Below are 26,994 nucleotides of genomic sequence, written 5' to 3' on the forward strand. Positions count from 1 at the left end.
CGTAGGTCGGCTTGGCTAAAAAGTAAGCTCGCCAGTCTAGTTAGCGCGTCCCCCATGCGCAAGAACATTAACGTTAAGAAATCCTTGTACAACACGGCGATAAGCGCGATTCCTGTGCCTCGAAATGAGTTTTTGTCACTCTTCAAGTGTCGCCATCGGAAGCAGATGCCGGTACGATTCGAACTTTGGCCGGCGCCTGATGGCCCGGTTCCCGTCGTCCGCCGCTGCGGCGTCGTTTCCAAGCGTTCGACCCATCCGAGGGGCACCCGCACATCATGTCTGCTGTTATCTGCGGATCGCTGGCCTACGACACCATCATGGTGTTCCAGGACCAGTTCAAGAACCACATCCTGCCCGATCAGGTGCACATCCTGAATGTGTCGTTTCTGGTGCCGCGCATGCGTCGGGAATTCGGCGGCTGTGCCGGCAATATCGCCTACAACCTGAAACTGCTCGGCGGCGATCCGCTGCCGGTGGCGGCGGTCGGTCAGGACTTTGCTCCATACCGCGAGCACATGGAGCAACACGGCATCAATCTGGCCGGCGTTCGCGTGTTCGAGGACCAGTTCACGCCGCAATGCTTCATCACCACCGATCTGGACAACAACCAGATCACGGCTTTCCATCCCGGCGCCATGTCCAGCGCGCAGGAAAACCACGTCCGCGACATCGAGGATATCGACTTCGGTATCGTGGCTCCCGATGGGCGCGACGCCATGCTGCAGCACGTGGACGAATTCGCGGCGCGTGGCGTGCCTTTCATCTTCGATCCGGGTCAGGCGATGCCGCTGTTCAACGGCGACGAATTTCGCGCGATGATCGAGAAGGCGACCTACGTCATCGTCAACGATTACGAATCCCAGTTGCTGCAGACGCGCACCGGCTGGAGCGCCGCTGAGATCGCGTCGCATGTCACCGCCTACATCGTGACGCATGGGCCGCGCGGTTCGGTGATTCATGTCGGCGGCGAGTCGCACCAGATTCCGCCGGCGCGCGAGCACAAGATCGTCGATCCGACCGGCTGCGGCGACGCGTATCGCGCCGGGCTGATCTTCGGCATCATGCGCGGCCTGGACTGGCCGACCACCGGCCGCATCGCATCGCTGATGGGCGCGCTGAAAGTAGAGCATCCCGGCACGCAGAATCAGCGCTTTACCTACGACGAATTCGCCGCGGAGTTTGCCGATCAGTTCGGTTATGCGTTCGCCTGATCTCTTCGTGTAGCGCGATCAATAAAAAGATGGGCGGCGTAGTGATACGCCGCCCATCTTTTTTCTACCGCATTATTTTAGAGGCTGACGCGCTTCAATTCACCTTACGCTTTGACCTTGAAGCCCATCGTCGCCTCGACCGCCTGCTTCCAGCCGGCGTAGAGTTTTTCGCGATGATCTTCCTGCATGGCCGGCTCGAAACGCCGGTCCACTTTCCAGATCTTGGCAATCTCTTCGCGGCTGGACCAGAAGCCGGTGGCCAGGCCCGCGAGGTACGCCGCGCCTTGCGCCGTGGTTTCCTGCACTTCCGGACGCAGTACCGGGATGTTGAGAATATCCGCCTGAAACTGCGCCATGAAATCGTTCGATATCGCACCGCCGTCGGCGCGCAGCTCTTTCAGCGGAATGCCGGAATCGGTTTCCATCGCGGCCAGCACGTCGCGCGTCTGATAGGCCATCGACTCCAGCGCCGCGCGAATGAACTGCTCCTTGGTCGTACCGCGCGACAGGCCGAACACGGCGCCACGCACGTCGCTGCGCCAGTACGGTGCACCCAGACCGACGAACGCCGGCACAAAGTACACACCATCGTTATCTTTCGCCCGCTCGGCGTAGGACTGCGAGTCGGCGGCTTTACCGAGCATGCGCAAACCATCACGTAGCCACTGCACCACCGAGCCGGCGACGAAGACGCTGCCTTCCAGCGCATATTCGACCTTGCCGTCGATACCCCAGGCGATGGTCGTGAGCAAACCGTTCTTGGACGCCACCGCCTTCTCGCCGGTGTTCATCAGCATGAAGCAACCGGTGCCGTAGGTGTTCTTGGCCATGCCCGGCTCGAAGCAGGCCTGTCCAAAAAGCGCGGCCTGCTGATCGCCGGCGACGCCGGCAATCGGCACCTCGCGACCGAGCAGATACTGCGGCAGCGTTGTGCCGTACACCTCGCTGGACGAGCGCACTTCGGGCATCATCGAGCGCGGCACATCGAGCATCTTCAGCAGCTCGTCGTCCCACTGCTTCGTGTGGATGTTGAACATCAGCGTACGCGAGGCGTTGGTGTAATCGGTAACGTGCGCCTTGCCGCCGGTAAGGTTCCAGATCAGCCAAGTGTCGATGGTGCCGAACAGCAGCTCGCCCTTCTCGGCTTTTTCCCGCGCGCCTTCGACCTTATCGAGAATCCACTTCACCTTGGTGCCTGAGAAATAGGCATCGATCAGTAAGCCGGTTTTTTCGCGGACCATGTCTTCGTAGCCATCGGCCTGAAGCTGATCGCAGATTTCGCGCGTCTGCCGCGATTGCCACACGATCGCGTTGTAGATCGGCTGGCCCGTGGCTTTGTCCCACACCACAGCGGTTTCGCGCTGATTGGTGATGCCGATGCCGACAATGGACTCGGCGCTGACCTGGGCGTTGTTGATCACTTCGGTCAAGGTCACCAGCACGCTGGTCAGAATTTCCCGCGGGTTGTGCTCGACCCAGCCCGGCTGCGGAAAGATCTGAGTGAACTCGCGCTGTGCGGTGCCGACGACCTGGCCGTCATGATCGAAAAGCATCGAACGCGAACTGGTCGTGCCCTGGTCGATCGCCAGGATGTATTGCTTGCTCATGGAATTCGCCTCACATGGTCAGAATGTTGAAGAGCGTCACCGAGCCGTCTCGCCAAGGGATGGGCGAGAGGGCCGGAGATAGTCGCGAAAATCTATTTCCGAACGGCGCCACCGGATGCGGCCAGAGCGGCACGCTCTGCTTCGGCGGCACGCACGCGCGCGGGGAGAAAAGGACGAATCAGACATTGATACGCGCCGCCGCCGATCACGCCGCCGATCAGCGGTCCGACGATTGGCACCCACCAATAGTTGTCGGGTGATGGGAACGCGGCAGTGTTCCAGCCCGCGAAGTAGGCGAACAGGCGCGGGCCGAAATCACGCGCCGGATTCAGCGCCCACGCTTCCAGATAGCCCATGCACGAGCCAATGATGGCCACCAGAATGCCGATCATCACGGCGCCGGAATTGGCCATCGGCGCCATCTCGTTGTACTGCTCGGTGATCGCGAAGATACCGAACAACAGGAAGGCAGTGAGGATGATCTGATCCAGCAGCGCATGCATCGGTGTAACCGCCAGGCCTGGATGCGTGAAGAACACGCCGGCAGCACCGCCGGCTTCACGCGTCAGATTTTGGGCAGCGTTGAAATGATCGATCACCGGCCCGAACAAGAGATACACGATCGCCGCACCGGCGAACGCACCGACGATCTGCGCCAACCAATACGGCACTACTTTCTTCCATTCGAAATCGCGGAATAGGGCGAGCGCCAGCGTGACCGCGGGATTGGCGTGCGTACCCGACACCGAGCCGGTGACGTAGATCGCCAGCGTTACGGCCATACCCCAGGATATGCACACGCCCCAGTAGGCGTTTTGGTAAGGGCTGGGAGTGTAAAGCGTGTACATCGCCGCCACCGAATCGCCGAAGGCGATGATGATGAACATGGCTACTGCTTCTGAAATCAATTCGCCCGTGAGTTTGCGCATCTGTCTTCACCCTTTGATTTTCATGCTGCATGGTTGCTGACGCGACTGGCGCGCCGCCTACATTCGCCCGGCAAACTTCGCGTTTTATCGCTTGTTTTATCGGGCGGGAATTTTGGTCAGATACGCTGTCAATCGCGCCACATCATCCGGACCAACGCGCAGGCCAAGCTTGCTTCGTCGCCAGAGAATGTCCTCTGCCTGTGTGGCCCACTCGTGCCGCACGAGGTAATCGACTTCGATCTGATAAAGGTCGGCACCGAAGTGTTCGCCGAGCGCATCCAGTCCGTTGGCATCGCCGAGCAAATCACGCGTTCGCGTACCGTAGTTGTGCACCAGTCGCCAAGCCATGGTTTCGGGCAACCATGGGCGACTAGCCCGAACGTCGTCGAACAATGCATCGATGTCGGACTCGCCACCGCCAGGCAATGGGCGTGCATCGGCGGTCCAGGCGGGCTTGGCGTTGCCCAAGGCTGCGCCGAGCAAATCGAGCGCTTCTTCGGATAGCTTGCGATAGGTGGTGAGCTTGCCGCCGAAGACATTCAACAGTGGGGGGCCGGCGCTGCCATCCAGTTCGATGTGATAGTCGCGCGTCACTTCCGAGGCGTTGCCGCTCTTGTCTTCCAGCAGCGGGCGCACGCCGCTGTAGCTCCACACCACATCGGCCGGAGTCAGGTTGCGCTTGAAGTAGCGATTGGTGGCCTCGCACAGATAGGCCGTCTCTTCTTTGTCGATGGTCGGATGCGAAGGATCGGTCTTGTACTCGATATCGGTAGTGCCGATCAGCGTGAAATCGCGCTCGTACGGAATGGCGAAAACGATGCGGCGATCGGGCTGCTGGAAAATATAGGCATAGCGATGGTCGAACAGCTTGGGCACTACGATGTGGCTGCCCTTGATCAGGCGAAGCGCGTGATTGTGTTTGACCTTGGCGATATCGTCGAGAAAACTCGCTGCCCAAGGACCGGCCGCATTGACGAGCGCACGTGCACGCACTGTGCGGCGAGCACCGGCCTCGGATTCGAGTTCGGCGATCCAGTATTCACCATCACGCTTAGCGCTGATGCAACGGGTATGAGTGTTTATTTCGGCACCGCGCTGTGCGGCGTCCATCGCGTTGAGCACGACCAGACGAGCGTCCTGCACCCATGCATCGGAATAAACGAAGCCCACATGAAATTCATCGCGCAAAGGGCCGCCGACCACATGCTTGCTGAAACGAATGCGGCGTGACCCGGGCAAAGTACGCCGACCACGGCCGAGGTGATCGTATAGAAACAGCCCGATACGAATCATCCAGGCGGGACGCAAATGCGGCTGATGCGGCAGAACAAAGCGCAGCGGCCAGATGATGTGCGGCGCCGCCTTCAGCAGCACTTCGCGTTCGGCCAACGCCTTGCCGACCAGAGCGAACTCGAACTGCTCCAAATAGCGCAGCCCACCGTGAATCAATTTGGTGCTGGCACTGGAAGTATGCGAGGCGAGGTCATCGCGCTCGCACAGAACCACCGAAAGGCCTCGGCCAACGGCGTCACGGGCAATACCGACGCCGTTGATGCCGCCGCCAATCACCAGTACATCGACCTGCTTCAACATATGGCACTCCAAGAACGGGGCTCACGTACCGGAGGCGCCCCAGGCGGTCAGCGCGATCAATCGATGAGGCACCGGAATTACGAAAAGCGAAAGCTGACTTACTATTTTCGCAAAATAAGGAAAACCTATTCCGCGTTAAATCATCAATAACGATCATATTCGAACAATTGCGAACTATGCACGCTGCGATGCAGCGAAGCGACGAAGAGCTTCGCTACAGTAGGACTTAACGAATCGGCTATCCGATGACGGATCTAGCTGGCGATATGCAGCTGCGTTTCGGATCGTTCCAAGACGGCTATCAACGGCGCCGGCGGGGCTCTATCGGTAAACCAGGCGTCGACTCGGGAGATCGGTCCCAGGCGAACCATGGCGTTGCGCCCAATCTTGCTGTGATCGGCGGCCAAATAGACCTGTCGCGAATGTTCGATAATGGCTTGCGCCACGCGCACTTCCTGAAAATCGAAATCGAGCAGCGTGCCGTCCAGATCGATGCCCGAAATACCGACGATACCGAAATCCACTTTGAATTGACGGATCAACTCGATCGTCGCTTCGCCCGTAACGCCGTGATCGCGCCCCCGCACCACACCGCCGGCGGCTATCACTTCGAACGACGGATTGTTGCTCAACATGATGGCAACGTTGAGATTGTTGGTGATGATGCGAAGATTTTTATGCGACTGCAATGCGCGCGCCACGTCTTCGTTGGTCGTCCCAAGATTGATGAACAGCGATGCATCGTCGGGAATATGTTTGGCTAGCAGGCTGGCGATACGCTGCTTTTCCGCCTGCAGCAGCCCCTGGCGCGCGGTATATGCAAGATTTTCCACGCTCGATGGCAGGCTTACGCCGCCATGATAGCGCCGCAGCAAACCGGCATCGCAAAGTATGCCCAAGTCCCGCCGGATAGTCTGCTGAGTGACATTGAAATGCGACGCCGCCTGCTCGACTGCTACAAAGCTCTCACGCTGCACGAGTGCAATCAGTTCTTCCTGGCGGCGATTAAGTCGGGGATCCATTGTTATCGGAAGCACCTGCGAACGTTACCGATATGATGACTGCTGAGGTGAGCCGTGTCATTCCATCGAGACCCTCCAGCCGGTCGCACGAGCCGATTGCGGCATCTCTTACCGCCCTTTTCTGGTCGTGGATCTACAGCAAAGCACTGCTCACGGCGAAGTAAAATTCTGCGCAACTTGCGCTGATGCCGACTTGATTTTGGCAGCGCCCGAGCACTCTTGCGAAATACCGAATCGAGTGTGCGGTATCTCGCTCAACGGCGTGAACATGATTAGCTACAAGCAAGCATATGTGCAGCGGGTGCGCGCCGGCGCCGTGCGTCGCGGCGGGCGATACTGCTTTTCCAGTATCACAAACGCATTCGATCAAGGCGGTCCGGTCGGTCCGAGGTATTCGGCGCCGTGCATGCCGTTGCCGTTTGGACTGTGCGAGTACCGAGGAGTCGCCCAAGCAAAACCCCCCACCGTCACCGGCGAGGGTTTGGGTATAAGGGCGCTGGCGTAGAGCGGTTACAGGCCCGGGCGCTGCGCGCGCCGACATCGCTAAAAAGAAAAACCCCCACCGTGTCCGGTGAGGGTTGATCAGTATAAGGCCCCTGGCGGTGACCTACTCTTGCATGGCAAAGCCACACTACCATCGGCGCATGCGCGTTTCACTTCTGAGTTCGGGATGGGATCAGGTGGTACCACGCCGCTATGGCCGCCAGGGAAGGGGTTGAAGCAGCGCATGACGCGCCGGCTTCAATCTGGGTCGAGCCCTTTTGAAGAGTCCGCCACGGATGGCGGGCTTGGCTCTTCGCGAAAAGGACTCGCGTCAAATAGAGGTGTAAACGAGTGACAAGCGTCGAGGTGAAATCGGACGGGACAAGCTTCAAGGCATGCTCTTCTGAAGAGTGCGGCCATGGTATGGCCGCTTTCTCGTGCAGGGAAAGCACACGAACTAAAGCCACTTGGGGTTATATGGCCAAGCCTCACGGCTCATTAGTATCAGTTAGCTCCATGCATTGCTGCACTTCCACACCTGACCTATCAACCACCTAGTCTTGATGGTGCCTTAAGGAGAGTCAAGCTCTCGGGAGATCTCATCTTGGGGCGTGCTTCCCGCTTAGATGCTTTCAGCGGTTATCACTTCCGTTCATAGCTACCGGGCAATGCCATTGGCATGACAACCCGAACACCAGCGGAACGTCCACTCCGGTCCTCTCGTACTAGGAGCAGCCCCCCTCAAATCTCCAACGCCCACGACAGATAGGGACCGAACTGTCTCACGACGTTCTGAACCCAGCTCGCGTACCACTTTAAATGGCGAACAGCCATACCCTTGGGACCGGCTACAGCCCCAGGATGTGATGAGCCGACATCGAGGTGCCAAACACCGCCGTCGATATGAACTCTTGGGCGGTATCAGCCTGTTATCCCCGGAGTACCTTTTATCCGTTGAGCGATGGCCCTTCCATACAGAACCACCGGATCACTATGACCTACTTTCGTACCTGCTTGATCCGTCGATCTCGCAGTCAAGCACGCTTATGCCATTGCACACAGTGCGCGATGTCCGACCGCGCTGAGCGTACCTTCGTGCTCCTCCGTTACTCTTTGGGAGGAGACCGCCCCAGTCAAACTACCCACCATACACGGTCCCTGACCCGGATTACGGGCCTAGGTTAGAACGTCAAGCACTTCAGGGTGGTATTTCAAGGTTGGCTCCACGCAAACTGGCGTCTGCGCTTCAAAGCCTCCCACCTATCCTACACAGAAGAACTCAACGTTCAGTGTAAAGCTATAGTAAAGGTTCACGGGGTCTTTCCGTCTTGCCGCGGGAACGCTGCATCTTCACAGCGAATTCAATTTCACTGAGTCTCGGGTGGAGACAGCGCCGCTGTCGTTACGCCATTCGTGCAGGTCGGAACTTACCCGACAAGGAATTTCGCTACCTTAGGACCGTTATAGTTACGGCCGCCGTTTACTGGGGCTTCGATCAAGAGCTTCGCCTTGCGGCTGACCCCATCAATTAACCTTCCAGCACCGGGCAGGCGTCACACCCTATACGTCCACTTTCGTGTTTGCAGAGTGCTGTGTTTTTGATAAACAGTCGCAGCGGCCAGGTTACTGCGACCCTTCAACGCTCAGTCACGCATGTGACCACGCTAAAGGGCGCACCTTCTCCCGAAGTTACGGTGCCATTTTGCCTAGTTCCTTCACCCGAGTTCTCTCAAGCGCCTTGGGATTCTCACCCTGCCTACCAGTGTCGGTTTGCGGTACGGTTCTTCTATAGCTGAAGCTTAGTGGCTTTTCCTGGAAGCGTGGTGTCAGTCACTTCGCCCAATAGGGCTCGTCTCGGTGCTCGGCATAAAGGGTCCCGGATTTGCCTAAGACCCATGCCTACCGCCTTTCCCCGGGACAACCAACGCCCGGTAGACCTAACCTTCTCCGTCCCCACATCGCACTATAGAAAAGTGCAGGAATATTAACCTGCTTCCCATCGACTACGCATTTCTGCCTCGCCTTAGGGGCCGACTCACCCTGCGCCGATGAACGTTGCGCGAGGAAACCTTGGGCTTTCGGCGTGGGGGCTTTTCACCCCCATTATCGTTACTCATGTCAGCATTCGCACTTCTGATACCTCCAGCAGACTTTACAATCCACCTTCACAGGCTTACAGAACGCTCCTCTACCGCGTACACATAAATGTGCACACCCCGAGCTTCGGTGCATGGCTTAGCCCCGTTAAATCTTCCGCGCAGACCGACTCGACCAGTGAGCTATTACGCTTTCTTTAAAGGATGGCTGCTTCTAAGCCAACCTCCTGGCTGTCTATGCCTTTCCACATCGTTTTCCACTTAGCCATGACTTTGGGACCTTAGCTGCGGGTCTGGGTTGTTTCCCTTTTCACGACGGACGTTAGCACCCGCCGTGTGTCTCCCGTGTAGTACGTGTTGGTATTCGGAGTTTGCCATGGTTTGGTAAGTCGCGATGACCCCCTAGCCATAACAGTGCTCTACCCCCAACAGTATTCGCACGAGGCGCTACCTAAATAGCTTTCGAGGAGAACCAGCTATCTCCGAGTTTGTTTAGCCTTTCACTCCTATCCTCAGCTCATCCCCATCTATTGCAACAGATGTGGGTTCGGTCCTCCAGTGCGTGTTACCGCACCTTCAACCTGGCCAAGGATAGATCACTCGGTTTCGGGTCTACTGCCTGAGACTATGCGCCCTATTCAGACTCGATTTCTCTTCGCCTCCCCTATACGGTTAAGCTTGCCACAGACAGTAAGTCGCTGACCCATTATACAAAAGGTACGCAGTCACCCTTGCGGGCTTCCACTGCTTGTACGTATACGGTTTCAGGGTCTATTTCACTCCCCTCTCCGGGGTTCTTTTCGCCTTTCCCTCACGGTACTAGTTCGCTATCGGTCAGTCAGTAGTATTTAGCCTTGGAGGATGGTCCCCCCATGTTCAGACAAGGTTTCACGTGCCCCGCCTTACTCAATTTCACACAAAATGTCTTTTCGTCGACTGGGCTATCACCATCTATGGCCGGCTTTTCCAAACCGTTTGACTAAAACATAATGTGCTTTTGGGCTAGTCCCCGTTCGCTCGTCGCTACTCAGGGAATCTCGGTTGATTTCTTTTCCTCCGGGTACTTAGATATTTCAGTTCCCCGGGTTCGCCCTGCATAGCTATGTATTCACTATGCAGTACTGCTTGCGCAGTGGGTTTCCCCATTCGGACATTGCCGGATCAAAGCTTGTTGCCAGCTCCCCGACACTTTTCGCAGGCTGCCACGTCCTTCATCGCCTCTGACTGCCAAGGCATCCACCGTATACGCTTAGTCGCTTGACCATATAACCCCAAGTCGCCTCGGGGCATGCACCCTCATCAGGTGCAGCCAAGTTACTTCGTTTCGTTGCCTTAACACTTATCTCGGTTCGGTTTCGAACCAAGACGCTTGTCACTCGTTTACAGTTTTTCAAAGAACGTCACGCCGGCCTCAACGCCGGATGACTTCAAAATCTTGAGGTGTGCTTATATTTTACGAACCGGTCATTCCATGGTGGAGCCTATCGGGATCGAACCGATGACCCCCTGCTTGCAAAGCAGGTGCTCTCCCAGCTGAGCTAAGGCCCCAAGGAACCCTTGGAATATGGTGGGTCTGGGTGGACTCGAACCACCGGCCTCACCCTTATCAGGGGTGCGCTCTAACCACCTGAGCTACAGACCCAGTGATGACTGAACCCCAGAACCTAGACCAGGCGACCTGGAACAACTTCGTAAAATACAGGTGCCTTGTGTGGACGTCTTGCGCGAGAGAGCTCGCGACCGTCATTTCTTGAAAGGAGGTGATCCAGCCGCACCTTCCGATACGGCTACCTTGTTACGACTTCACCCCAGTCATGAACCACTCCGTGGTCGTCGTCCCCCTTGCGGTTAGACTAACGGCTTCTGGAGCAACTCACTCCCATGGTGTGACGGGCGGTGTGTACAAGGCCCGGGAACGTATTCACCGCGGCATAGCTGATCCGCGATTACTAGCGATTCCGACTTCACGAAGTCGAGTTGCAGACTTCGATCCGGACTGGGATCGGCTTTCTGGGATTGGCTCCACCTCGCGGTATCGCAACCCTCTGTACCGACCATTGTAGTACGTGTGTAGCCCTGGCCGTAAGGGCCATGATGACTTGACGTCATCCCCACCTTCCTCCGGTTTGTCACCGGCAGTCTCCTTAGAGTTCCCACCATTACGTGCTGGCAACTAAGGACAAGGGTTGCGCTCGTTGCGGGACTTAACCCAACATCTCACGACACGAGCTGACGACAGCCATGCAGCACCTGTGTTCTGATTCCCGAAGGCACTCCCGCATCTCTGCAGGATTCCAGACATGTCAAGGCCAGGTAAGGTTCTTCGCGTTGCATCGAATTAAACCACATACTCCACCGCTTGTGCGGGCCCCCGTCAATTCCTTTGAGTTTCAGTCTTGCGACCGTACTCCCCAGGCGGCGAACTTAACGCGTTAGCTTCGACACTGATCTCCGAGTTGAGACCAACATCCAGTTCGCATCGTTTAGGGCGTGGACTACCAGGGTATCTAATCCTGTTTGCTCCCCACGCTTTCGTGCTTCAGCGTCAGTGTTGTCCCAGATGGCCGCCTTCGCCACTGATGTTCCTTCCGATCTCTACGCATTTCACCGCTACACCGGAAATTCCACCATCCTCTGACACACTCTAGCCAGCCAGTATCCATCGCCATTCCCAGGTTGAGCCCGGGGATTTCACGACAGACTTAACTAACCGCCTACGCACCCTTTACGCCCAGTAATTCCGATTAACGCTTGCACCCTTCGTATTACCGCGGCTGCTGGCACGAAGTTAGCCGGTGCTTATTCCTCAGGTACCGTCAGCCCCATAGGGTATTAACCCGTGGTATTTCGTTCCTGATAAAAGTGCTTTACAACCCGAAGGCCTTCTTCACACACGCGGCATTGCTGGATCAGGCTTGCGCCCATTGTCCAATATTCCCCACTGCTGCCTCCCGTAGGAGTCTGGACCGTGTCTCAGTTCCAGTGTGGCTGATCATCCTCTCAGACCAGCTATCGATCGTCGCCTTGGTGAGCCATTACCTCACCAACTAGCTAATCGAACATCGGTTCGTCTCACCGCGCAAGGCCCGAAGGTCCCCTGCTTTCTCCCGTAGGACGTATGCGGTATTAGCGTAAGTTTCCCTACGTTATCCCCCACGTTGAGGTAGATCCCGATGCATTACTCACCCGTCCGCCACTCGCCACCCACAGAGCAAGCTCTGCTGTGCTGCCGTTCGACTTGCATGTGTTAGGCATGCCGCCAGCGTTCAATCTGAGCCAGGATCAAACTCTTCACTTAAGTTTTCGACTGTCCGAAGACAATCTATCTTTCTGAAGCGTTAGTCCCAACAAAATCAAAACTCATTACTGACTTTTTCTTTCATTGGACGCTTGCATTTCTTGGACAGGTCGTAACCCTCCATCGCAAGACGTCCACACAATTCACCTGCGCACACTGTCAAAGATCAACCACTTGCAACCGATTTCTCGTGTTGCGTCTAAGACGTTTCGTCCTAGGTGAGCCGCCCATTCTATATCGTTTTTTGTGGCCGTCAACAGTGGCGTTGAATTTTTTTTCATCGTCGCTGGTGCCGCAACCCTTTGACGAAGGCGTTTCGTCGAAGGGGGACGAACTATAGCGCCGCGAGGCAAATCTGTGAAGAGGGCGTGTGCATATTTTTACAGAAACAAGTCAGAACGGCACTCGCGCCGCCCTTGCGGCAGCACTTCAACTACAACCGGGTTAGCTGATTCGTAGAAATAACCCAATGCACATACAAATTTCGCTTTCAGCCATTGCTTGAGGACACTTCTGTCATCACACGCTCGCATGTTGACGTATGGCCGGCCGTCGGGAAAACCGCTGCCGCAGCAACCCTGACATCTCTCAGCATGCCCACGCGATAAGGCACCAGATCTTCGGGGCGCAATTTCGCCAGCGCGTCCCAATCATCGTCGAAAGGAATGAATTGCTGCATGGTTAGCCGCCTGTGTGATGCAACGCGCGACAGTGCGCAGAGGCATCACAACAGATGATCGTGCCGATAGCGTGGCGAATTCGGGCCATTCCGGGGCACGAATTCGCGTCAGACGATTTCGATCATCTCGAAATCGTCCTTGGTCGTGCCGCAATCCGGGCAGGTCCAGGTTTCGGGTACGTCTTCCCAGCGCGTGCCGGCCGGAATGCCTTCATCGGGCACACCGATGCTCTCGTCGTAAATGTAGCCGCACACTACGCACATCCACTTGCGGTTTGCTGCTTCGGAGGAACTCTGGCTCATGGGTCTGGCTTCTTTGTTGACGAGGTAATAGTGCATTCTCGCAACTCGTCCGGCATTACGAAAGCGTACGTGACAATGTATCGCCGGGATTGACGGAAGTGGGTTTGCTTACACTTAGGATGCTGATTTGAAATCGATAGCACTGTTGCCCGGTCGCGGCCTGTACGCCGTTACCGACGGGCCCCGGCCTGATTTGCTTGACGTTGTCGCCCAGGCGCTGGCCGGCGGCGGGCGCGTCGTGCAATACCGCGACGACACTGACGATCACCTTCGGCGCCGCGCCGAGGCCGCTGACTTGAAGCGGCTTTGCCATCGGCACGGCGCATTGTTCATCATCGACGCCGATGTGGCGCTGGCCAAAGACGTTGCCGCCGACGGCGTGCATCTGGGGCCTGACAATGCCGATCCAGGCTCCGCGCGGCATGAACTGGGCGCCGACGCGATCATTGGCGTGTCCTGCCTAGCATCGCTGGAGCGCGCAAACGCGGCGGCAGCGGCCGGAGCCAGTTACGTATCCTTCGGCGCGTTTTTCAAATCGCCGACCAAACCACTGGCCGGGCACGCACCCATCGATCTGCTGAGAAAAACCGCTGCGCTGGGCCTGCCGCGGGTAGCGATTGGCGGCATCACGCCGGACAATGGCAGATTGCTCGTCGATGCCGGCGCGAATTTCATTGCCGCGGTATCGGCCATCTTCGGTGCTGCCGACGTTCGCGCTGCCGCGCAACGCTTTACTGACCTGTACTCCATCGATCGCGATCACGGAACGCCTGCATGACAACCAATCAAGAACTTTTTCAGCGCGCACAGGGCCTGATGCCTGGCGGCGTCAATTCGCCGGTACGCGCATTCAAGTCGGTCGGCGGTGAGCCATTTTTCACCGCGCGCGCCGATGGCGCTTATCTGTGGGACGTCGAGGGCACGCGCTATATCGACTATATCGGTTCGTGGGGCCCGATGATTCTCGGCCACAACCATCCCGCCGTGCGCGACGCGGTAGAACGTGCGGTGAAGAACGGCCTCTCGTTCGGTACGCCCTGCCCAGCCGAAGTGACCATGGCCGAGACGATCACGCGGCTCATTCCATCGCTCGAGATGGTGCGCATGGTCAACTCCGGCACCGAAGCGACGATGTCGGCCATCCGGCTGGCGCGCGGCGCCACCGGGCGCAGCAAGATCGTAAAGTTCGAGGGCTGCTATCACGGCCACGGCGACAGCTTTCTGGTGAAGGCCGGTTCGGGCGCACTCACGTTCGGCGTACCGACCTCGCCCGGCGTACCGAAAGCCAATGCCGATCTCACCCTGACCTTGCCGTACAACGATATCGAAGCGGCCAAGACACTGTTCGCCGAATGCGGCGACGAAATCGCCGGGCTGATCATCGAGCCCGTCGCTGGCAACATGAACTGCATCCTGCCTTTGGACGGCTATTTAGCGGCACTGCGCGAACTGTGCACGCGGCACGGCGTACTGCTGATTTTTGATGAAGTGATGACCGGCTTCCGCGTGGCGCTCGGTGGCGCACAGGCGCATTACGGCGTGACGCCCGACCTCACCTGTTTCGGCAAAATCATCGGCGGCGGCATGCCGGTCGGTGCGTACGGTGGCCGACGCGACCTGATGGAACGAATCGCTCCCGCAGGCCCGATCTATCAGGCCGGCACACTCAGCGGGAATCCGGTCGCGATGGCCGCAGGTCTGGCGGTGCTCGAACAGATCCAGGCGCCCGGCTTCCATGACGCGCTTTCGGCAAAGACGAAGCTACTCACCGATGGACTGCAGCGCGTAGCCGACGAGGAGGGCATTCCCTTCAGTACGAATGGCGTCGGCGGCATGTTCGGCCTGTTCTTCACCGCCGAGAAAGTAACCAGCTATGCGCAGGCCACCGCCGCCGACAGTGGGCTGTTCAACCGCTTCTTCCACGGCATGCTGAAACGCGGTGTGTATCTGGCGCCGTCGGCGTTTGAAGCGGGCTTCATCTCCAGCGCGCACGGCGAGCAGGACATTGCCGATACGTTGGACGCTGCGCGCGCATCCATGCGCGACGCACGAGGCTGATGCCAACTCGCGGCACGACCCGACTCGTGCCGCGGTTGCACGCCATTCGTGACGGGTTACCAGACGCCGGTATTCGCCATCGATGCCCATGGCTCCTGCGGAGCCAGTTTTCCATGCTGAAGCAGCTCTACCGAAACCAGGTCCGGCGAGCGGACGAACGCCATATGCCCATCGCGCGGCGGCCGGTTGATCGTATAGCCCATGGCCTGCAGCCGCTCGCAGGTGGCATAGATGTCGTCGACCTGAAAGGCAAGATGGCCGAAGTTGCGCGCGGAACCGTAGTCTTCCTCGGAACCCCAGTTATGGGTCAGTTCGATCTCGGCTTCCGGACTATCTGGCGCCGCGAGAAAGACCAGGGTGAACTTGCCTTCGGGAACGTCCCTGCGGCGAACCTCCTTCAGACCCAGACCCTCGCAGTAAAAGCGTAGGGACGCATCGAGGTCGCGCACGCGCACCATGCTGTGAAGATATTTCATCGACGGCTCCAGAAGAGTGTTTGTCAGTGGGATACGAAATCGCGCAGAGCGGCATGCAGACGCTTGAGCCCTTCCGCCAGATCGGCATCGGAAATGATCAGCGGCGGCACAAAGCGCAGCACGTCGGGCCCAGCCTGCAGCACGAGCAAACCGTGCGCCGCCGCGTGATCCAGAATGTCGCCCGCCCTGCCCTTGTAGGCATCGGCCAGCACGGCGCCGATCATCAGGCCGCGTCCGCGCACTTCGGCGAACAGCGCCAACTCGTCGTTGATCGCCTTCAACCCTGCGCGCAATGCAGCGGCCTGTCGGTGCACGTTCTCCAGCACCGGCGGTGAGGACAGCTTGCGCAAGGCCACGCGCGCCACGGCCGCCGCCATCGGGTTGCCACCGAACGTGGTGCCATGCGCACCGTATTGCATGATCTGCGCGACCTTGGCCCCGGCCAGCATGGCGCCGATCGGGAAGCCGCAGCCGAGCGCCTTGGCGAGCGTCACGATATCCGGCACCACGCCGTCCTGCACATGCGCGAACAGCGTGCCGGTGCGGCCCATGCCGCATTGAATTTCGTCCAGCACCAGCAGCGCATCGTGCTGGTCGCACAGCTCGCGCGCACGCTTCAGAAAACCCGGTGCCGCCGGCAGAACGCCGCCCTCGCCCTGCACCGGCTCCAGCATCACCGCGGCGATGTCGCCTGCGCCGAACGCGGCCTCCAGCGCGGCAACATCATTGAACGGCAGATAGCGGAAGCCGACCGGCAGCGGTTCGTAGCCCTCCTGGTATTTCGGCTGCGCGGTCGCCGTGACCGTCGCCAGCGTGCGACCGTGGAACGATCCCTGAAAGGTAAGAATGACCCGCCGCTCCGGCGGCCGCCCCTGCGCCGTGGCCCACTTGCGCACCAGCTTGATCGCCGCCTCGTTCGCCTCGGCGCCGGAGTTGCACAGAAACACGCGCTCGGCAAAACCCGACGCGCGCACCAGTTCCTCGGCCAGATGCAGCGGCGGCTCGCTGTAGAACACGTTGCTGCTGTGCCAGAGCTTGTGCGCCTGCGTGGTGAGCGCGTCGAGCAGGTCGGGATCCTGATGACCCAGCGCATTCACCGCAATGCCGGCACCGAAGTCGACGTAGTCGCGGCCTTCGCTGTCCCACACGCGCGAACCCTTGCCATGATCGAGCAGCAGCTCGCGCGGCTTGTACACAGGCAGCCAGTAGCGCTTGCCCAGATCGAGCAGAGACGCCGTAGTGTTGGAAGCGTGTGCGCTTTCGCGCACGGCGTGATCCGACGGCGCGACGTCTTGCAGTAGGTGGTCGGCGGGAATGGGGTCGTTCGGTGCTTGCATGGTGGGCTCCGGCCTCGCTGCGAACGCGGCCACATCGGTAACGCCGATCGATCGTTGGTTCGATCAGCCAGTTAGAAATCAGTCCAGGAAAAAATCCGGCAATAGCGCTGTGCCCGGCTTCACCGCATAGTGATCGAAATCGGTGACGCCCTCGTCGCGCAGCACTTCGTCGTCGATCGCGAAATGGCCGGTGTAGTCGCGCGATAGCCGGGTGAGGATCGCGTGCGCCGCGTCCGCCACGATGTCAGGCGTACGGCACTGTTCGGGTTTGACGCCATCGATCATGCCGATCGCCGCCGTAGCCACCACCGTGCGTGGCCACAATGCGTTGACCGCAATGCCGAGCGGTGCGAACTCCGCACTCATGCCCAGCACGCACAGGCTCATGCCATATTTGGCGATCGTGTAGGCGGTATGCTGAGCAAACCACTTTGGATCGAGATTGAGCGGCGGCGACAGCATCAGCACATGCGGATTGTCGGCCTGTTTGAGATACGGCAGGCAACTCTGCGTGACCAGAAACGTGCCGCGTGCATTGACCTGCTGCATCAGATCGAAACGCTTCATCGGCGTCTCGGCAGTGCCGGCCAGCCAGATCGCGCTGGCGTTATTGACCACGATATCGATGCCGCCAAAATGTTCGGCCGCCTGTGCGGCCGCGGCACGCACCTGATCCTCTTCGCGAATATCCACTTTGAGCGCCAGTGCGCGACCGCCGGCCTCCTCGACCGCCGCCGCCGCGCTGTGAATCGTTCCGGGAAGTTTCGGATTGGCCACCGAACTCTTGGCCGCGATCACGATATTCGCGCCGTCCCGCGCCGCGCGCAGCGCAATCGCCAGACCGATGCCGCGCGACGCGCCGGTGATGAACAGGGTTTTGCCGGCGAGAGTGCCCATGCACAGGATTCCGTAAAAATAGGCTGCTATCGAGCAGAGCGGCCTAGTTTAAGCGCTAAGGCTCAGGCTTTCTGGAATCGCGGCAGAATATCGCGCAGCTCCGCCAGTCGCAGCAGTGGATCGGTCAATTCGAGCATATGCTGCTGCTCGGACGTATCCAGCGGCAACAGCTCGGTCAGCCGGTAGCCGAGCCAGCTGGAATCCTCATAGGCGCTGCGCGGGGCATCGCGCCAATGCGGTGCCATGGTCTCGATCAGCCGCTCGAGAATGCTCTGCAGCAGCGCGAATTCCACCGGCACCGGCACCTCCGGCTCCGCCGCCCAGATCTCGATATCGCCGCGCAATAGTCCGTCACTGCGCACGCGGCTGCGATTAACCCTGAAGCGCGAACCGCCCTTGGCGACGATGCCGAGCAGTCCGTCATCGTCGCGGTCGAAATCCTGAATATGCGCCACCGTACCGACAGCGGCCGGCGTGCTGGGTTCACCGACCTCATAGCCCTCGAGAATCAGGCACACGCCAAAGCCGGAGTCATGGCGAGTGCATTCGCGCACCATATCGAGATAGCGCGGCTCGAAAATGCGCAGCTGCAGCTGGCCACCGGGAAACAGCACCGTGTTCAGCGGAAACAGGGGCATCTCGATCAGCGGAGACTGGGCGGCCATGGGATAAGTCTAACCAGAGGCAACGTGACGAACCACGATGCATGTCGCCGCACGCTCCGCGGGTGGCGTTGGGTATGGCGCAGGAGAGACATCGAGGTAGTGAACGAGCGTTAGCGTTGGCGCAGCTTTTCGACGAACCGACGCGGCGCGGCTTCGAAGCCGCCGTTGGACATGAAAATCACTTGGTCGCCCGATCGGGCCTGCCCGGCCAGCGCGTCGATCAACGCTTCCACCGTAGGCACCGTGCTGCCGCGACCATTCAGTGCCGCCGTGACCTGGCCGGCATCCCAGGCCAGTTCCGCGCGATGCAAAAAAACCACCGCATCGGCATCGACCAACGATGGCGCCAGTGCATCAGCGTGAGCGCCCTGGCGCATCGAGTTGGAGCGCGGCTCCAGCGCCACCAGGATGCGCGCGTCGCCAACCTTGGCGCGCAGGCCAGCCAGCGTCGTGGCAATCGCCGTCGGGTGGTGGGCGAAGTCGTCATAGACGCGCACGCCGTCGACCTCGCCGACCAGCTCCATCCGTCGCTTGACGCTTTCGAAGGTGGTGAACGCCGGCAGCAGCGCGCGCGGATCGGCACCGGCAGCCGTGGCAGCGGCGAGCGCGGCCAGCCCATTCATCACGCTGTGATGGCCGAGCAGCGACCAATGCACTTCGCCAATCGGCTCGCCGGCGCGATGCACGGTAAACGCCGAGCCATCCGTTTCGATCAACGTCGCTCGCCAGTCGCCGCGACCGATGCCGAAGGTTTCCACCGGCGTCCAACAGCCCATGGCCAACACCTCGGCCAGACGCTCGTCGTGTGCGTTGACGATCAGCCGGCCGTTGCCGGGCACGGTGCGCACCAGATGGTGAAACTGGCGCTGGATCGCCGCCACGTCGGGGAAAATATCGGCGTGGTCGTATTCGAGGTTGTTGAGAATCGCGATACGCGGCCGGTAGTGCACGAACTTGGAGCGCTTGTCGAAAAACGCCGTGTCGTATTCGTCGGCCTCGATCACGAACGGCCGGCCGCTGCCCAGCCGCGCCGAGACGCCGAAATTGCCCGGTACGCCGCCTATCAGGAAGCCCGGCGCCAAGCCGACGCTGTCCAGCAGATGCGCCAGCAGGCTGGTGGTGGTGGTCTTGCCGTGCGTGCCGGCGACGGCAAGCACTTCGCGATCGACCAGCAGCGTTTCGCCCAGCCACTGCGGGCCGGAGATATAACGCAGCTGTTGGTCGAGCATGTATTCCACGGCCGGGTTGCCGCGTGTCATCGCATTGCCGACGATCACCATGTCGGGCGCCGCGTGCCCCGGCGATGGCTGCAAATGCTCAGCCTTGTAACCCTGCATCAGCTCGATGCCGAGGGCTTCCAGTTGGGTACTCATCGGCGGGTAGACGTTGGTATCCGAGCCTTCCACCTCGAGCCCGAGCTCGCGCGCCAGCGCGGCAACGCCGCCCATGAAGGTGCCGCAGATGCCGAGAATATGCAGACGCATGGCTGGCCCAGGAATAAATCGCGTAGGAAAGAATGACGGCCCGAGCGCAAGGCACGAAGCCGAAAAAATGGGGCTGACGGTCACGTCGGGATCGCCTGACGGCGACCCTTCGTATCAGCCGTGTGCGGTGGCGGACGTGTCCCGCAGCGCGTTTTGCACCCGCGCCGTGACTTCGCTCAATTCGCCCACGCCATCGACCACCTGCAGCTTGCCGCGGCGCGCGTAGAAGTCGGCCACCGGCGCGGTCTGCTCGGCGTAAATGGCCAGGCGCTTGCGCACGGTATCCGGGTTGTCGTCGGCACGGCCTTCGGCCTTGAAGCGGATTTCGCAGCGACCGATGATGGTGACATTGGGCACTTCCAGCTGGATCACGGCATCGAGTGGTTGACCGATCTTGGCCAGCAGGTGATCGAGCGCGTCGGCCTGGGCCAGGTTGCGCGGGTAGCCATCCAGGATGAAACCCGATTTGGCATCGTCCTGCGCCAGGCGCTCTTCGAGCATGCCCAGCAGAATATCGTCGGACACCAACTGACCGGCATCCATCACCGCCTTGGCCTTGAGTCCCATCGCGGTGCCCTGCGCCACCGCGGCGCGCAGCATGTCGCCAGTGGAAATGTGCGGCACGCCCAGTTCCGTCTTCAGGCGCGCCGCCTGCGTGCCTTTGCCCGATCCGGGCGCGCCAAGTAGGACCAGTCGCATAATGCTCCACACGTTTGGCGGACGGCCGCACACTGCCGCAGCCCGCTTCATTCTCAGATTGAGGCGTCAAATTAGCGTTTGCACCGGGTGCCGTCAAACGCAGGCGCCAGTCACGCCGGGCCAAGTCCCTGTTGCGAAAAGATTTGCCCTTCCCGCTTGGTACGCTCGTGTGATCCATAATCGGCTTCCCGTCTGACCCGCCTGTCGAGGATGTCCATGAGCCTGACCCGCCGCCCTTCTGCCGTTACCGGCAATATTCTTTACGCCCAATCCGGTGGCGTGACTTCGGTCATCAACGCCTCGGCCGCCGGCGTGATCGAGGCGGCGCGCGCCAAGGGCGTCAAGGTGTACGCCGCGCGCAATGGCATTCTGGGTGCGCTGCGCGAGGAGCTGATCGATACTTCGAAAGAATCCAAGAGCGCAATCGCCGCGCTCCGGCACACGCCCGGGGGCGCCTTTGGCTCGTGCCGCTACAAGCTGAAGTCGCTGGAGACCAACCGGGCTGAGTACGAGCGACTGATCGAGGTGTTTCGCGCGCACGATATCCGCTGGTTTCTCTACAACGGCGGCAACGATTCGGCCGATACCGCACTGAAGATATCCCAGCTCGGCAAGGCGATGAACGTCGACATCCGCTGCATCGGCGTGCCGAAGACGGTGGACAACGATCTGGCGGTGACCGACTGCTGCCCGGGCTTCGGCTCGGTCGCCAAATACATCGCCATCTCCACCCGCGAGGCCAGTCTCGACGTCGCCTCGATGGCCGAAACCTCGACCAAGGTGTTCATTCTCGAGGTGATGGGCCGGCACGCAGGCTGGATCGCCGCCGCCGCGGGGCTCGCCGGGGACAGCGCCGATGCGGCGCCGCACATCATCCTGTTTCCCGAGAATGTCTTCGACGAGGCAGCGTTTCTTGCCCGGGTCAAAGCCACCGTCGAACGGGTGGGCTGGTGCACCGTGGTGGCCTCCGAAGGCGTGCGCAACGCGGCGGGCCAGTTCCTCGCCGAGGCGGGCGGCCGCGACGCGTTCGGCCACGCGCAACTCGGCGGCGTGGCACCGGTACTGGCCGCGCTGGTGAAGGAAAAGCTCGGCTACAAATACCACTGGGCGCTGCCCGATTACCTGCAGCGCTCCGCCCGCCACGCGGCGGCGAAGGTCGATGCCGAGCAGGCCTATGCGGTCGGCAAGGCCGCGGTGGACTATGCGCTCAAAGGCATGAACGCGGTGATGCCGGTCATCGTGCGCAGCAGCGACGCACCCTACCGCTGGAACATCCAGCCGGCGCCGCTGAGCAAGGTGGCCAACCACGAAAAGAAAATGCCGAAGAGCTTCATCACCCGCGACGGTTTCGGCATTACCGCCGCAGCGCGTCGTTATCTGAGTCCGCTGATCGCGGGCGAAGCCGCGCTCCCGTATGGCAAGGACGGCCTGCCCCGCTACGTGCAATTGAAAAATGCGGCAGTGGCGAAGAAGCTGCCGGACTTTACGCCTTGACTTCATTGCGCCGGCCTGTCTAAAAACTCTTGCGCAAGCCCGATCGGCGGATCTTTCGACGCATGCCTGCGCATGTGCTTTGACGATACGTCGCTCGGCTACCCGCACATTGCGCCGCACAACACGATGCATCGCATGGTCTGCCTATACTCGACCCAACCGCCCGTACAGGACGGCTATCTCCGGGTTTGCCGATGGACGACCCGGCACTAGGGTGACTACTCGTGGGAGGCTCCGATGCTGCTGCAATATGGCTGGTGGATCGTCGTTCTGGCGTGTGCGTTGATAGCAATTGGTTACGGCGCGGTTTCGGCAAAATGGATCCTGGCGCAATCGCCGGGCAACGGGCGAATGCAGGAGATTGCCGCGGCCATCCAGGAAGGCGCCAGCGCCTACCTCAACCGCCAGTACCGCACCATCGGCATGGTCGGTGTGGTGCTGCTGCTACTGATCGGTTTTTTTCTCAACTGGCCGACGGCGGTGGGCTTTTTGCTCGGCGCGATTCTTTCGGGCGCCGCCGGCTATATCGGCATGAACGTCTCGGTGCGCGCCAACGTGCGTACCGCCGAAGCGGCGCGTCACGGGCTCAGTCCGGCGATGGACGTAGCGTTTCGCGGCGGCGCGATCACCGGCATGCTGGTGGTCGGTCTGGCCCTGCTGGGCGTCGCCGGTTACTGGATCGTGCTCAATCAGATGGGCATGCATGGCGAAGTGGCGCTGCATGCGCTGGTCGGCCTGGCCTTTGGCAGTTCGCTGATTTCGATTTTCGCGCGTCTGGGCGGCGGCATTTTCACCAAGGGCGCGGACGTGGGTGCCGATCTGGTCGGCAAGGTCGAAGCAGGCATTCCCGAGGACGACCCGCGCAATCCGGCCGTAATCGCGGACAACGTCGGTGACAACGTGGGCGACTGCGCCGGCATGGCGGCCGACCTGTTCGAAACCTACGCGGTGACCGTGATAGCGACCATGCTGCTTGGCGGCCTGATGGCTGAAGAGGTCGGCCCGAATGCCGTGCTGTATCCCCTTTTGCTGGGCGCGGTATCCATCATCGCCTCGATCATCGGCACGCTGTTCGTCAAGGTGAAGGAAGGCGGCTCGATCATGGGCGCACTGTACAAGGGCGTGATCGTTTCCGCGGTACTGGCCGCGGCGGCGTTCTATCCGATCACCACGCAACTGATGACCGGCTTCAGCCACGGCTCGATCAATCTTTGGGGCTGCTCGCTGATCGGCCTGCTGCTGACCGGCGTGATCGTGTGGGTGACCGAGTACTACACCGGCACGCAGTACAAGCCGGTGCAGCACATTGCGGCGGCCTCGACCACCGGGCACGGCACCAACATCATCGCCGGCCTTGGCGTGTCGATGAAATCGACCGCGCTGCCGGTGATCGCGGTGTGCTTCGCGATCTGGGGTGCGTTTGCGCTCGGCGGTCTTTACGGTATCGCGATTGCCGCGACGGCGATGCTGTCGATGGCCGGCATGATCGTGGCGCTGGACGCGTACGGTCCGATCACCGACAACGCCGGCGGCATTGCCGAAATGGCCGACCTGCCGCCGGAGGTGCGCGGCGTCACCGATCCGCTCGACGCAGTGGGCAACACCACCAAGGCGGTCACCAAGGGCTACGCGATCGGCTCGGCGGCGCTGGCCGCGCTGGTGCTGTTTGCCGACTACACGCACAACCTTGATGTGGCCGCGCAGGCCAAGGCGGCGTTTAGCGGCACGACCTATGTGCCGATGACCTTCGACCTTTCCGACCATATGGTGATCATCGGCCTGCTGATCGGCGGCCTGATCCCCTACCTGTTCGGCGCGATGGCGATGGAGGCCGTGGGCCGCGCCGCCGGGGCGGTGGTCGAAGAGGTACGCCGACAGTTCCGCGATATCCCCGGCATCATGCTGGGCACGGCCAAGCCGGAATACTCGCGCGCGGTCGACATGCTGACCAAGTCGGCGATCCGCGAAATGATCGTGCCGTCGCTGCTGCCGGTGGCGGTGCCGATCGTGGTCGGCCTGCTGCTGGGGCCGAAGGCGCTCGGCGGCGTGCTGATCGGCACTATCGTCACCGGCCTGTTCGTGGCGATCTCGATGACCACCGGCGGCGGCGCCTGGGACAACGCCAAGAAATACATCGAAGACGGCCACTTCGGTGGCAAGGGCTCGGAGGCGCACAAGGCCGCGGTGACTGGCGATACCGTGGGCGATCCGTACAAGGACACGGCCGGTCCGGCAGTGAACCCGCTCATCAAGATCATCAATATCGTGGCTCTGCTGCTGATTCCGCTGCTGTAAGGCGATCAACGCGTGTAAAGAAATCCCGCTTCGGCGGGATTTTTTCTGCGCGCGCATCCAACGACTCACCCTGACTTTAGTCACAGGCGACGCCAGCTCGCTACCGTTAGGCTCGAACGCTGGCGGCCTGCGTCAGCAGTCCGTTTCCCCTCACCCTTCGCACACGAGGCGCATACGATGAAATCGGTCTGGCTGATGCTGGCTCTCGGCGTCACACTGTTAGGCATGAATACGACTCACGCTGATGGCAATAACCCCGCTGCCGCCTCCACCGGCGCTCAGGCCTCCGAAGATCCGTTCCTGTGGCTGGAAGACATCCACGGCGCTCGCGCGATGGACTGGGTCAAGACGGAAAACGCCAAGACCACCAAGCAGTTCATCGACAACGCCGAGTTCGACAAAACCCGCGACCGCATTCTCGAAGTGCTCGATTCAGACGCGCGCATTCCGGCGGTCAGCCGCATGGGCGACTACCTCTACAACTTCTGGCGCGACAAGGCCAACCCGCGCGGCATCTGGCGCCGCACCACGCTGGCCGAATACCGCAAGGCGGCGCCGCAGTGGGAGGTGCTGCTCGATATCGATGCATTGAACAAGGACGAGAACAAGCGCTGGGTGTTCAAGGGCTCGCAGTGCCTGAAACCGGCGTACACGCGTTGCCTGCTGTCGCTGTCGCCCGACGGTGGCGACGCGGTGACCGTGCGCGAGTTCGACATCCCGAGCAAATCTTTCGTCAAGGACGGTTTCGTCTTGCCGGTCGCCAAGACCGAGGCCAGCTGGATCGACGAAAACACCCTGTATGTCGGCACCGATTTCGGCCCCGGCACGATGACCGCATCGAGCTATCCGCGCATCGTCAAGGAATGGAAACGCGGCACGCCCCTCGCCGAGGCCAAGACCGTGTACGAAGGCAAGACGACCGATCTGGCGATCGGCGCGGTACACGATCGTACGCCCGGCTTCGAGCGCGATTTCGTCTCGGTCGCGAAGGACTTTTTCCATAGCGAGCTGTACCAGCGCAAGGACGACAAGCTCGTTCGCGTCGACGTACCGACCGACGCCAGCGCCGACGCCCATCGCGAATGGCTGCTGGTGCAGACGCGTTCTGCCTGGACCGTGGGCGGCGAAACCTATCCCTCCGGCGCGCTGCTGGCGGCGAACTTCGACGCCTTCATGGCCGGCAAGCCCGCATTCACCGTGCTGTTCAAACCCGATGCGCATACCTCGCTGGAGTCGTACGCCTGGACCCGCCATCACCTGATTCTCGACGTGCTCGATGACGTCAAGAGCCGCCTGGAAGTGCTCACGCCGCCGGACCACACCAACGCGACGGCCGACTGGAAACGCGAGGCCGTGCCAAACGCACCGGCGCTCAGCTCGATCAGCGTGGCCGATACCGACCCCGACAACAGCGACGAATACTGGCTCGACGTCACCGGCTTCCTCACCCCGTCCTCGCTGCAGCGGGGTGTGCTGGGCAGCGTGCCAGCCGAGACGATCAAGCAGGATCCGGCCTTCTTCGACGCGTCGAAGTTCGAAGTGACCCAGCATTTCGTCACCTCGAAAGACGGCACCCGCGTGCCGTACTTCGAAATCGCCCCGAAGGGCATCAAGCTCGATGGCTCCAACCGCACCCTGCTGTACGGCTATGGCGGCTTCGAAGTGTCGCTGTCGCCGCACTACAGCGGCAGCATCGGCCGCGCGTGGCTAGATCGCGGCGGCGTGTATGTGCTGGCCAATATCCGCGGCGGCGGCGAGTACGGTCCGCAGTGGCATCAGGCGGCGCTGAAGGCCAATCGCCCGCGTGCGTACGAAGATTTTGCGGCGGTCGCCGAGGATCTGGTCAAACGCGGCGTCACCTCGGCCAAGCACCTGGGCGCCGAGGGCGGCAGCAACGGCGGCCTGCTGATGGGCAACATGCTGACGATTTATCCGCAGCTGTTCGGCGCGATCGCCTGCGAGGTGCCGCTGCTCGACATGAAGCGCTACACGCACCTGTCAGCCGGCGCGTCATGGATGGCCGAATACGGCAACCCCGATACCGCCGACTGGAGCTTCATCCAGACCTTTTCGCCCTACCAGAACGTGAAGAAGGACGGCCATTACCCGCCGGTACTGTTCTACACCACCACCAGCGACGACCGCGTCGGCCCGGTGCAGGCCCGCAAGATGGCGGCGAAGATGCAGGCCATGGGTCACCCCGAAGTTTGGTTCTACGAGAATCTCGAAGGTGGCCACGGCGCGGGCGCGGACAACAAGCAGGCGGCGCTGATGCATGCGCTGGCGTACGACTTCCTGTGGGATCAGCTGAAATAAAGCACTCGGCCCGATGGGAACTTCAACGAGCCGGCACTTGCCGGCTCGTTGC

General features: G+C 60.6%; 18 protein-coding genes, 2 tRNA genes and 3 rRNA genes. 6 read left to right on the forward strand and 17 right to left on the reverse strand.

Annotated elements, in window-relative coordinates; translation table 11 throughout:
- The first annotated feature begins 275 nt into the window (after window positions 1-275).
- Window positions 276-1,211: a carbohydrate kinase family protein gene (locus HDE76_RS12005; RefSeq protein WP_179483064.1), complete on the forward strand. Its 936-nt coding sequence runs from the start codon at window positions 276-278 to the stop codon at window positions 1,209-1,211.
- A gap of 104 nt (window positions 1,212-1,315) precedes the next feature.
- Here HDE76_RS12005 and glpK read toward each other — a convergent pair whose 3' ends face one another.
- From glpK to HDE76_RS12060, 11 genes are all read right to left on the reverse strand, one after another.
- On the reverse strand, window positions 1,316-2,818 hold the full coding sequence (glpK, locus tag HDE76_RS12010) for a glycerol kinase GlpK (RefSeq protein ID WP_179483065.1): 1,503 nt from the start codon (window positions 2,816-2,818) through the stop codon (window positions 1,316-1,318).
- Window positions 2,819-2,910: 92 nt separating this feature from the next.
- The gene (locus HDE76_RS12015) at window positions 2,911-3,747 is read right to left on the reverse strand and encodes an MIP/aquaporin family protein (protein ID WP_179483067.1); all 837 of its coding nucleotides are present in this window, start codon (window positions 3,745-3,747) and stop codon (window positions 2,911-2,913) included.
- 96 nt (window positions 3,748-3,843) lie between these two features.
- Window positions 3,844-5,340: a glycerol-3-phosphate dehydrogenase gene (gene glpD / locus HDE76_RS12020; protein WP_184507905.1), complete on the reverse strand. Its 1,497-nt coding sequence runs from the start codon at window positions 5,338-5,340 to the stop codon at window positions 3,844-3,846.
- A gap of 254 nt (window positions 5,341-5,594) precedes the next feature.
- The gene (locus tag HDE76_RS12025) at window positions 5,595-6,362 is read right to left on the reverse strand and encodes a DeoR family transcriptional regulator (protein ID WP_184507908.1); all 768 of its coding nucleotides are present in this window, start codon (window positions 6,360-6,362) and stop codon (window positions 5,595-5,597) included.
- Window positions 6,363-6,956: 594 nt separating this feature from the next.
- Window positions 6,957-7,070 (reverse strand): 5S ribosomal RNA (gene rrf, locus HDE76_RS12030).
- A gap of 252 nt (window positions 7,071-7,322) precedes the next feature.
- Window positions 7,323-10,204 (reverse strand): 23S ribosomal RNA (locus HDE76_RS12035).
- Between the two features lie 209 nt (window positions 10,205-10,413).
- Window positions 10,414-10,489 (reverse strand) — tRNA-Ala (locus tag HDE76_RS12040).
- A gap of 17 nt (window positions 10,490-10,506) precedes the next feature.
- Window positions 10,507-10,583, reverse strand: a tRNA-Ile gene (locus HDE76_RS12045).
- A 111-nt stretch (window positions 10,584-10,694) separates the two neighbouring features.
- Window positions 10,695-12,239, reverse strand: a 16S ribosomal RNA gene (locus HDE76_RS12050).
- The 16S, 23S and 5S rRNA genes sit together here with 2 tRNA genes alongside, the layout of an rRNA operon.
- Before the next feature lie 490 nt (window positions 12,240-12,729).
- Window positions 12,730-12,918: a hypothetical protein gene (locus HDE76_RS12055; RefSeq protein WP_179480740.1), complete on the reverse strand. Its 189-nt coding sequence runs from the start codon at window positions 12,916-12,918 to the stop codon at window positions 12,730-12,732.
- Window positions 12,919-13,026: 108 nt separating this feature from the next.
- On the reverse strand, window positions 13,027-13,257 hold the full coding sequence (locus HDE76_RS12060) for a rubredoxin (RefSeq protein ID WP_304624655.1): 231 nt from the start codon (window positions 13,255-13,257) through the stop codon (window positions 13,027-13,029).
- Between the two features lie 91 nt (window positions 13,258-13,348).
- Between HDE76_RS12060 and thiE the strand changes: the two genes are divergently transcribed.
- Window positions 13,349-13,999, forward strand: a complete 651-nt coding sequence (gene thiE / locus HDE76_RS12065) for a thiamine phosphate synthase (protein WP_255481578.1) — start codon at window positions 13,349-13,351, stop codon at window positions 13,997-13,999.
- Window positions 13,996-15,279 (forward strand): glutamate-1-semialdehyde 2,1-aminomutase, encoded by a 1,284-nt coding sequence (hemL, locus tag HDE76_RS12070; RefSeq protein WP_184507910.1) that lies wholly within the window; start codon window positions 13,996-13,998, stop codon window positions 15,277-15,279. Before thiE ends, hemL begins: the two co-directional genes overlap by 4 nt.
- Window positions 15,280-15,335: 56 nt before the next feature.
- On the opposite strand, the gene HDE76_RS12075 is transcribed toward hemL, so the two are convergent.
- From HDE76_RS12075 to HDE76_RS12100, 6 genes are all read right to left on the reverse strand, one after another.
- Window positions 15,336-15,755, reverse strand: a complete 420-nt coding sequence (locus HDE76_RS12075) for a lactoylglutathione lyase (RefSeq protein ID WP_179480734.1) — start codon at window positions 15,753-15,755, stop codon at window positions 15,336-15,338.
- A gap of 23 nt (window positions 15,756-15,778) precedes the next feature.
- Window positions 15,779-17,092 carry an acetylornithine transaminase gene (locus tag HDE76_RS12080; protein ID WP_184507913.1) on the reverse strand — a complete coding sequence of 438 codons (1,314 nt, stop codon included), beginning with the start codon at window positions 17,090-17,092 and terminating at the stop codon, window positions 15,779-15,781.
- Window positions 17,093-17,170: 78 nt separating this feature from the next.
- Window positions 17,171-17,989, reverse strand: a complete 819-nt coding sequence (locus tag HDE76_RS12085) for an NAD(P)-dependent oxidoreductase (protein ID WP_179480730.1) — start codon at window positions 17,987-17,989, stop codon at window positions 17,171-17,173.
- A 62-nt stretch (window positions 17,990-18,051) separates the two neighbouring features.
- The gene (locus HDE76_RS12090) at window positions 18,052-18,654 is read right to left on the reverse strand and encodes an LON peptidase substrate-binding domain-containing protein (protein ID WP_179480728.1); all 603 of its coding nucleotides are present in this window, start codon (window positions 18,652-18,654) and stop codon (window positions 18,052-18,054) included.
- A gap of 110 nt (window positions 18,655-18,764) precedes the next feature.
- The gene (gene mpl / locus HDE76_RS12095) at window positions 18,765-20,138 is read right to left on the reverse strand and encodes a UDP-N-acetylmuramate:L-alanyl-gamma-D-glutamyl-meso-diaminopimelate ligase (RefSeq protein WP_179480726.1); all 1,374 of its coding nucleotides are present in this window, start codon (window positions 20,136-20,138) and stop codon (window positions 18,765-18,767) included.
- 114 nt (window positions 20,139-20,252) lie between these two features.
- Window positions 20,253-20,837, reverse strand: a complete 585-nt coding sequence (locus HDE76_RS12100) for an adenylate kinase (RefSeq protein ID WP_179480724.1) — start codon at window positions 20,835-20,837, stop codon at window positions 20,253-20,255.
- 216 nt (window positions 20,838-21,053) lie between these two features.
- On the opposite strand from HDE76_RS12100, the gene HDE76_RS12105 reads away from it, so the two are divergent.
- From HDE76_RS12105 to HDE76_RS12115, 3 genes are all read left to right on the forward strand, one after another.
- Window positions 21,054-22,331 (forward strand): 6-phosphofructokinase, encoded by a 1,278-nt coding sequence (locus HDE76_RS12105; RefSeq protein ID WP_179480722.1) that lies wholly within the window; start codon window positions 21,054-21,056, stop codon window positions 22,329-22,331.
- Between the two features lie 237 nt (window positions 22,332-22,568).
- Entirely contained in the window at window positions 22,569-24,626 is a 2,058-nt protein-coding gene (locus tag HDE76_RS12110) for a sodium-translocating pyrophosphatase (protein ID WP_184507916.1), read from the forward strand.
- A 225-nt stretch (window positions 24,627-24,851) separates the two neighbouring features.
- Window positions 24,852-26,942, forward strand: a complete 2,091-nt coding sequence (locus HDE76_RS12115; RefSeq protein WP_255481595.1) for a prolyl oligopeptidase family serine peptidase — start codon at window positions 24,852-24,854, stop codon at window positions 26,940-26,942.
- The last annotated feature ends 52 nt before the right edge of the window (window positions 26,943-26,994 follow it).

This window comes from Rhodanobacter sp. ANJX3, assembly GCF_014200755.1.
Lineage (GTDB): Bacteria > Pseudomonadota > Gammaproteobacteria > Xanthomonadales > Rhodanobacteraceae > Rhodanobacter.

Coding starts and splice junctions, on each gene's coding strand:
- HDE76_RS12080 (WP_184507913.1), bottom strand. CDS start 17,092: ATGCAAGCACCGAACGACCCCATTCCCGCCGACCACCTACTGCAAGAC.
- HDE76_RS12075 (WP_179480734.1), bottom strand. CDS start 15,755: ATGAAATATCTTCACAGCATGGTGCGCGTGCGCGACCTCGATGCGTCC.
- HDE76_RS12085 (WP_179480730.1), bottom strand. CDS start 17,989: ATGGGCACTCTCGCCGGCAAAACCCTGTTCATCACCGGCGCGTCGCGC.
- HDE76_RS12025 (WP_184507908.1), bottom strand. CDS start 6,362: ATGGATCCCCGACTTAATCGCCGCCAGGAAGAACTGATTGCACTCGTG.
- HDE76_RS12015 (WP_179483067.1), bottom strand. CDS start 3,747: ATGCGCAAACTCACGGGCGAATTGATTTCAGAAGCAGTAGCCATGTTC.
- HDE76_RS12110 (WP_184507916.1), top strand. CDS start 22,569: ATGCTGCTGCAATATGGCTGGTGGATCGTCGTTCTGGCGTGTGCGTTG.
- HDE76_RS12005 (WP_179483064.1), top strand. CDS start 276: ATGTCTGCTGTTATCTGCGGATCGCTGGCCTACGACACCATCATGGTG.
- HDE76_RS12115 (WP_255481595.1), top strand. CDS start 24,852: ATGAATACGACTCACGCTGATGGCAATAACCCCGCTGCCGCCTCCACC.
- HDE76_RS12055 (WP_179480740.1), bottom strand. CDS start 12,918: ATGCAGCAATTCATTCCTTTCGACGATGATTGGGACGCGCTGGCGAAA.
- HDE76_RS12105 (WP_179480722.1), top strand. CDS start 21,054: ATGAGCCTGACCCGCCGCCCTTCTGCCGTTACCGGCAATATTCTTTAC.
- HDE76_RS12060 (WP_304624655.1), bottom strand. CDS start 13,257: ATGCACTATTACCTCGTCAACAAAGAAGCCAGACCCATGAGCCAGAGT.
- glpD (WP_184507905.1), bottom strand. CDS start 5,340: ATGTTGAAGCAGGTCGATGTACTGGTGATTGGCGGCGGCATCAACGGC.
- HDE76_RS12100 (WP_179480724.1), bottom strand. CDS start 20,837: ATGCGACTGGTCCTACTTGGCGCGCCCGGATCGGGCAAAGGCACGCAG.
- mpl (WP_179480726.1), bottom strand. CDS start 20,138: ATGCGTCTGCATATTCTCGGCATCTGCGGCACCTTCATGGGCGGCGTT.
- glpK (WP_179483065.1), bottom strand. CDS start 2,818: ATGAGCAAGCAATACATCCTGGCGATCGACCAGGGCACGACCAGTTCG.
- HDE76_RS12090 (WP_179480728.1), bottom strand. CDS start 18,654: ATGGCCGCCCAGTCTCCGCTGATCGAGATGCCCCTGTTTCCGCTGAAC.
- hemL (WP_184507910.1), top strand. CDS start 13,996: ATGACAACCAATCAAGAACTTTTTCAGCGCGCACAGGGCCTGATGCCT.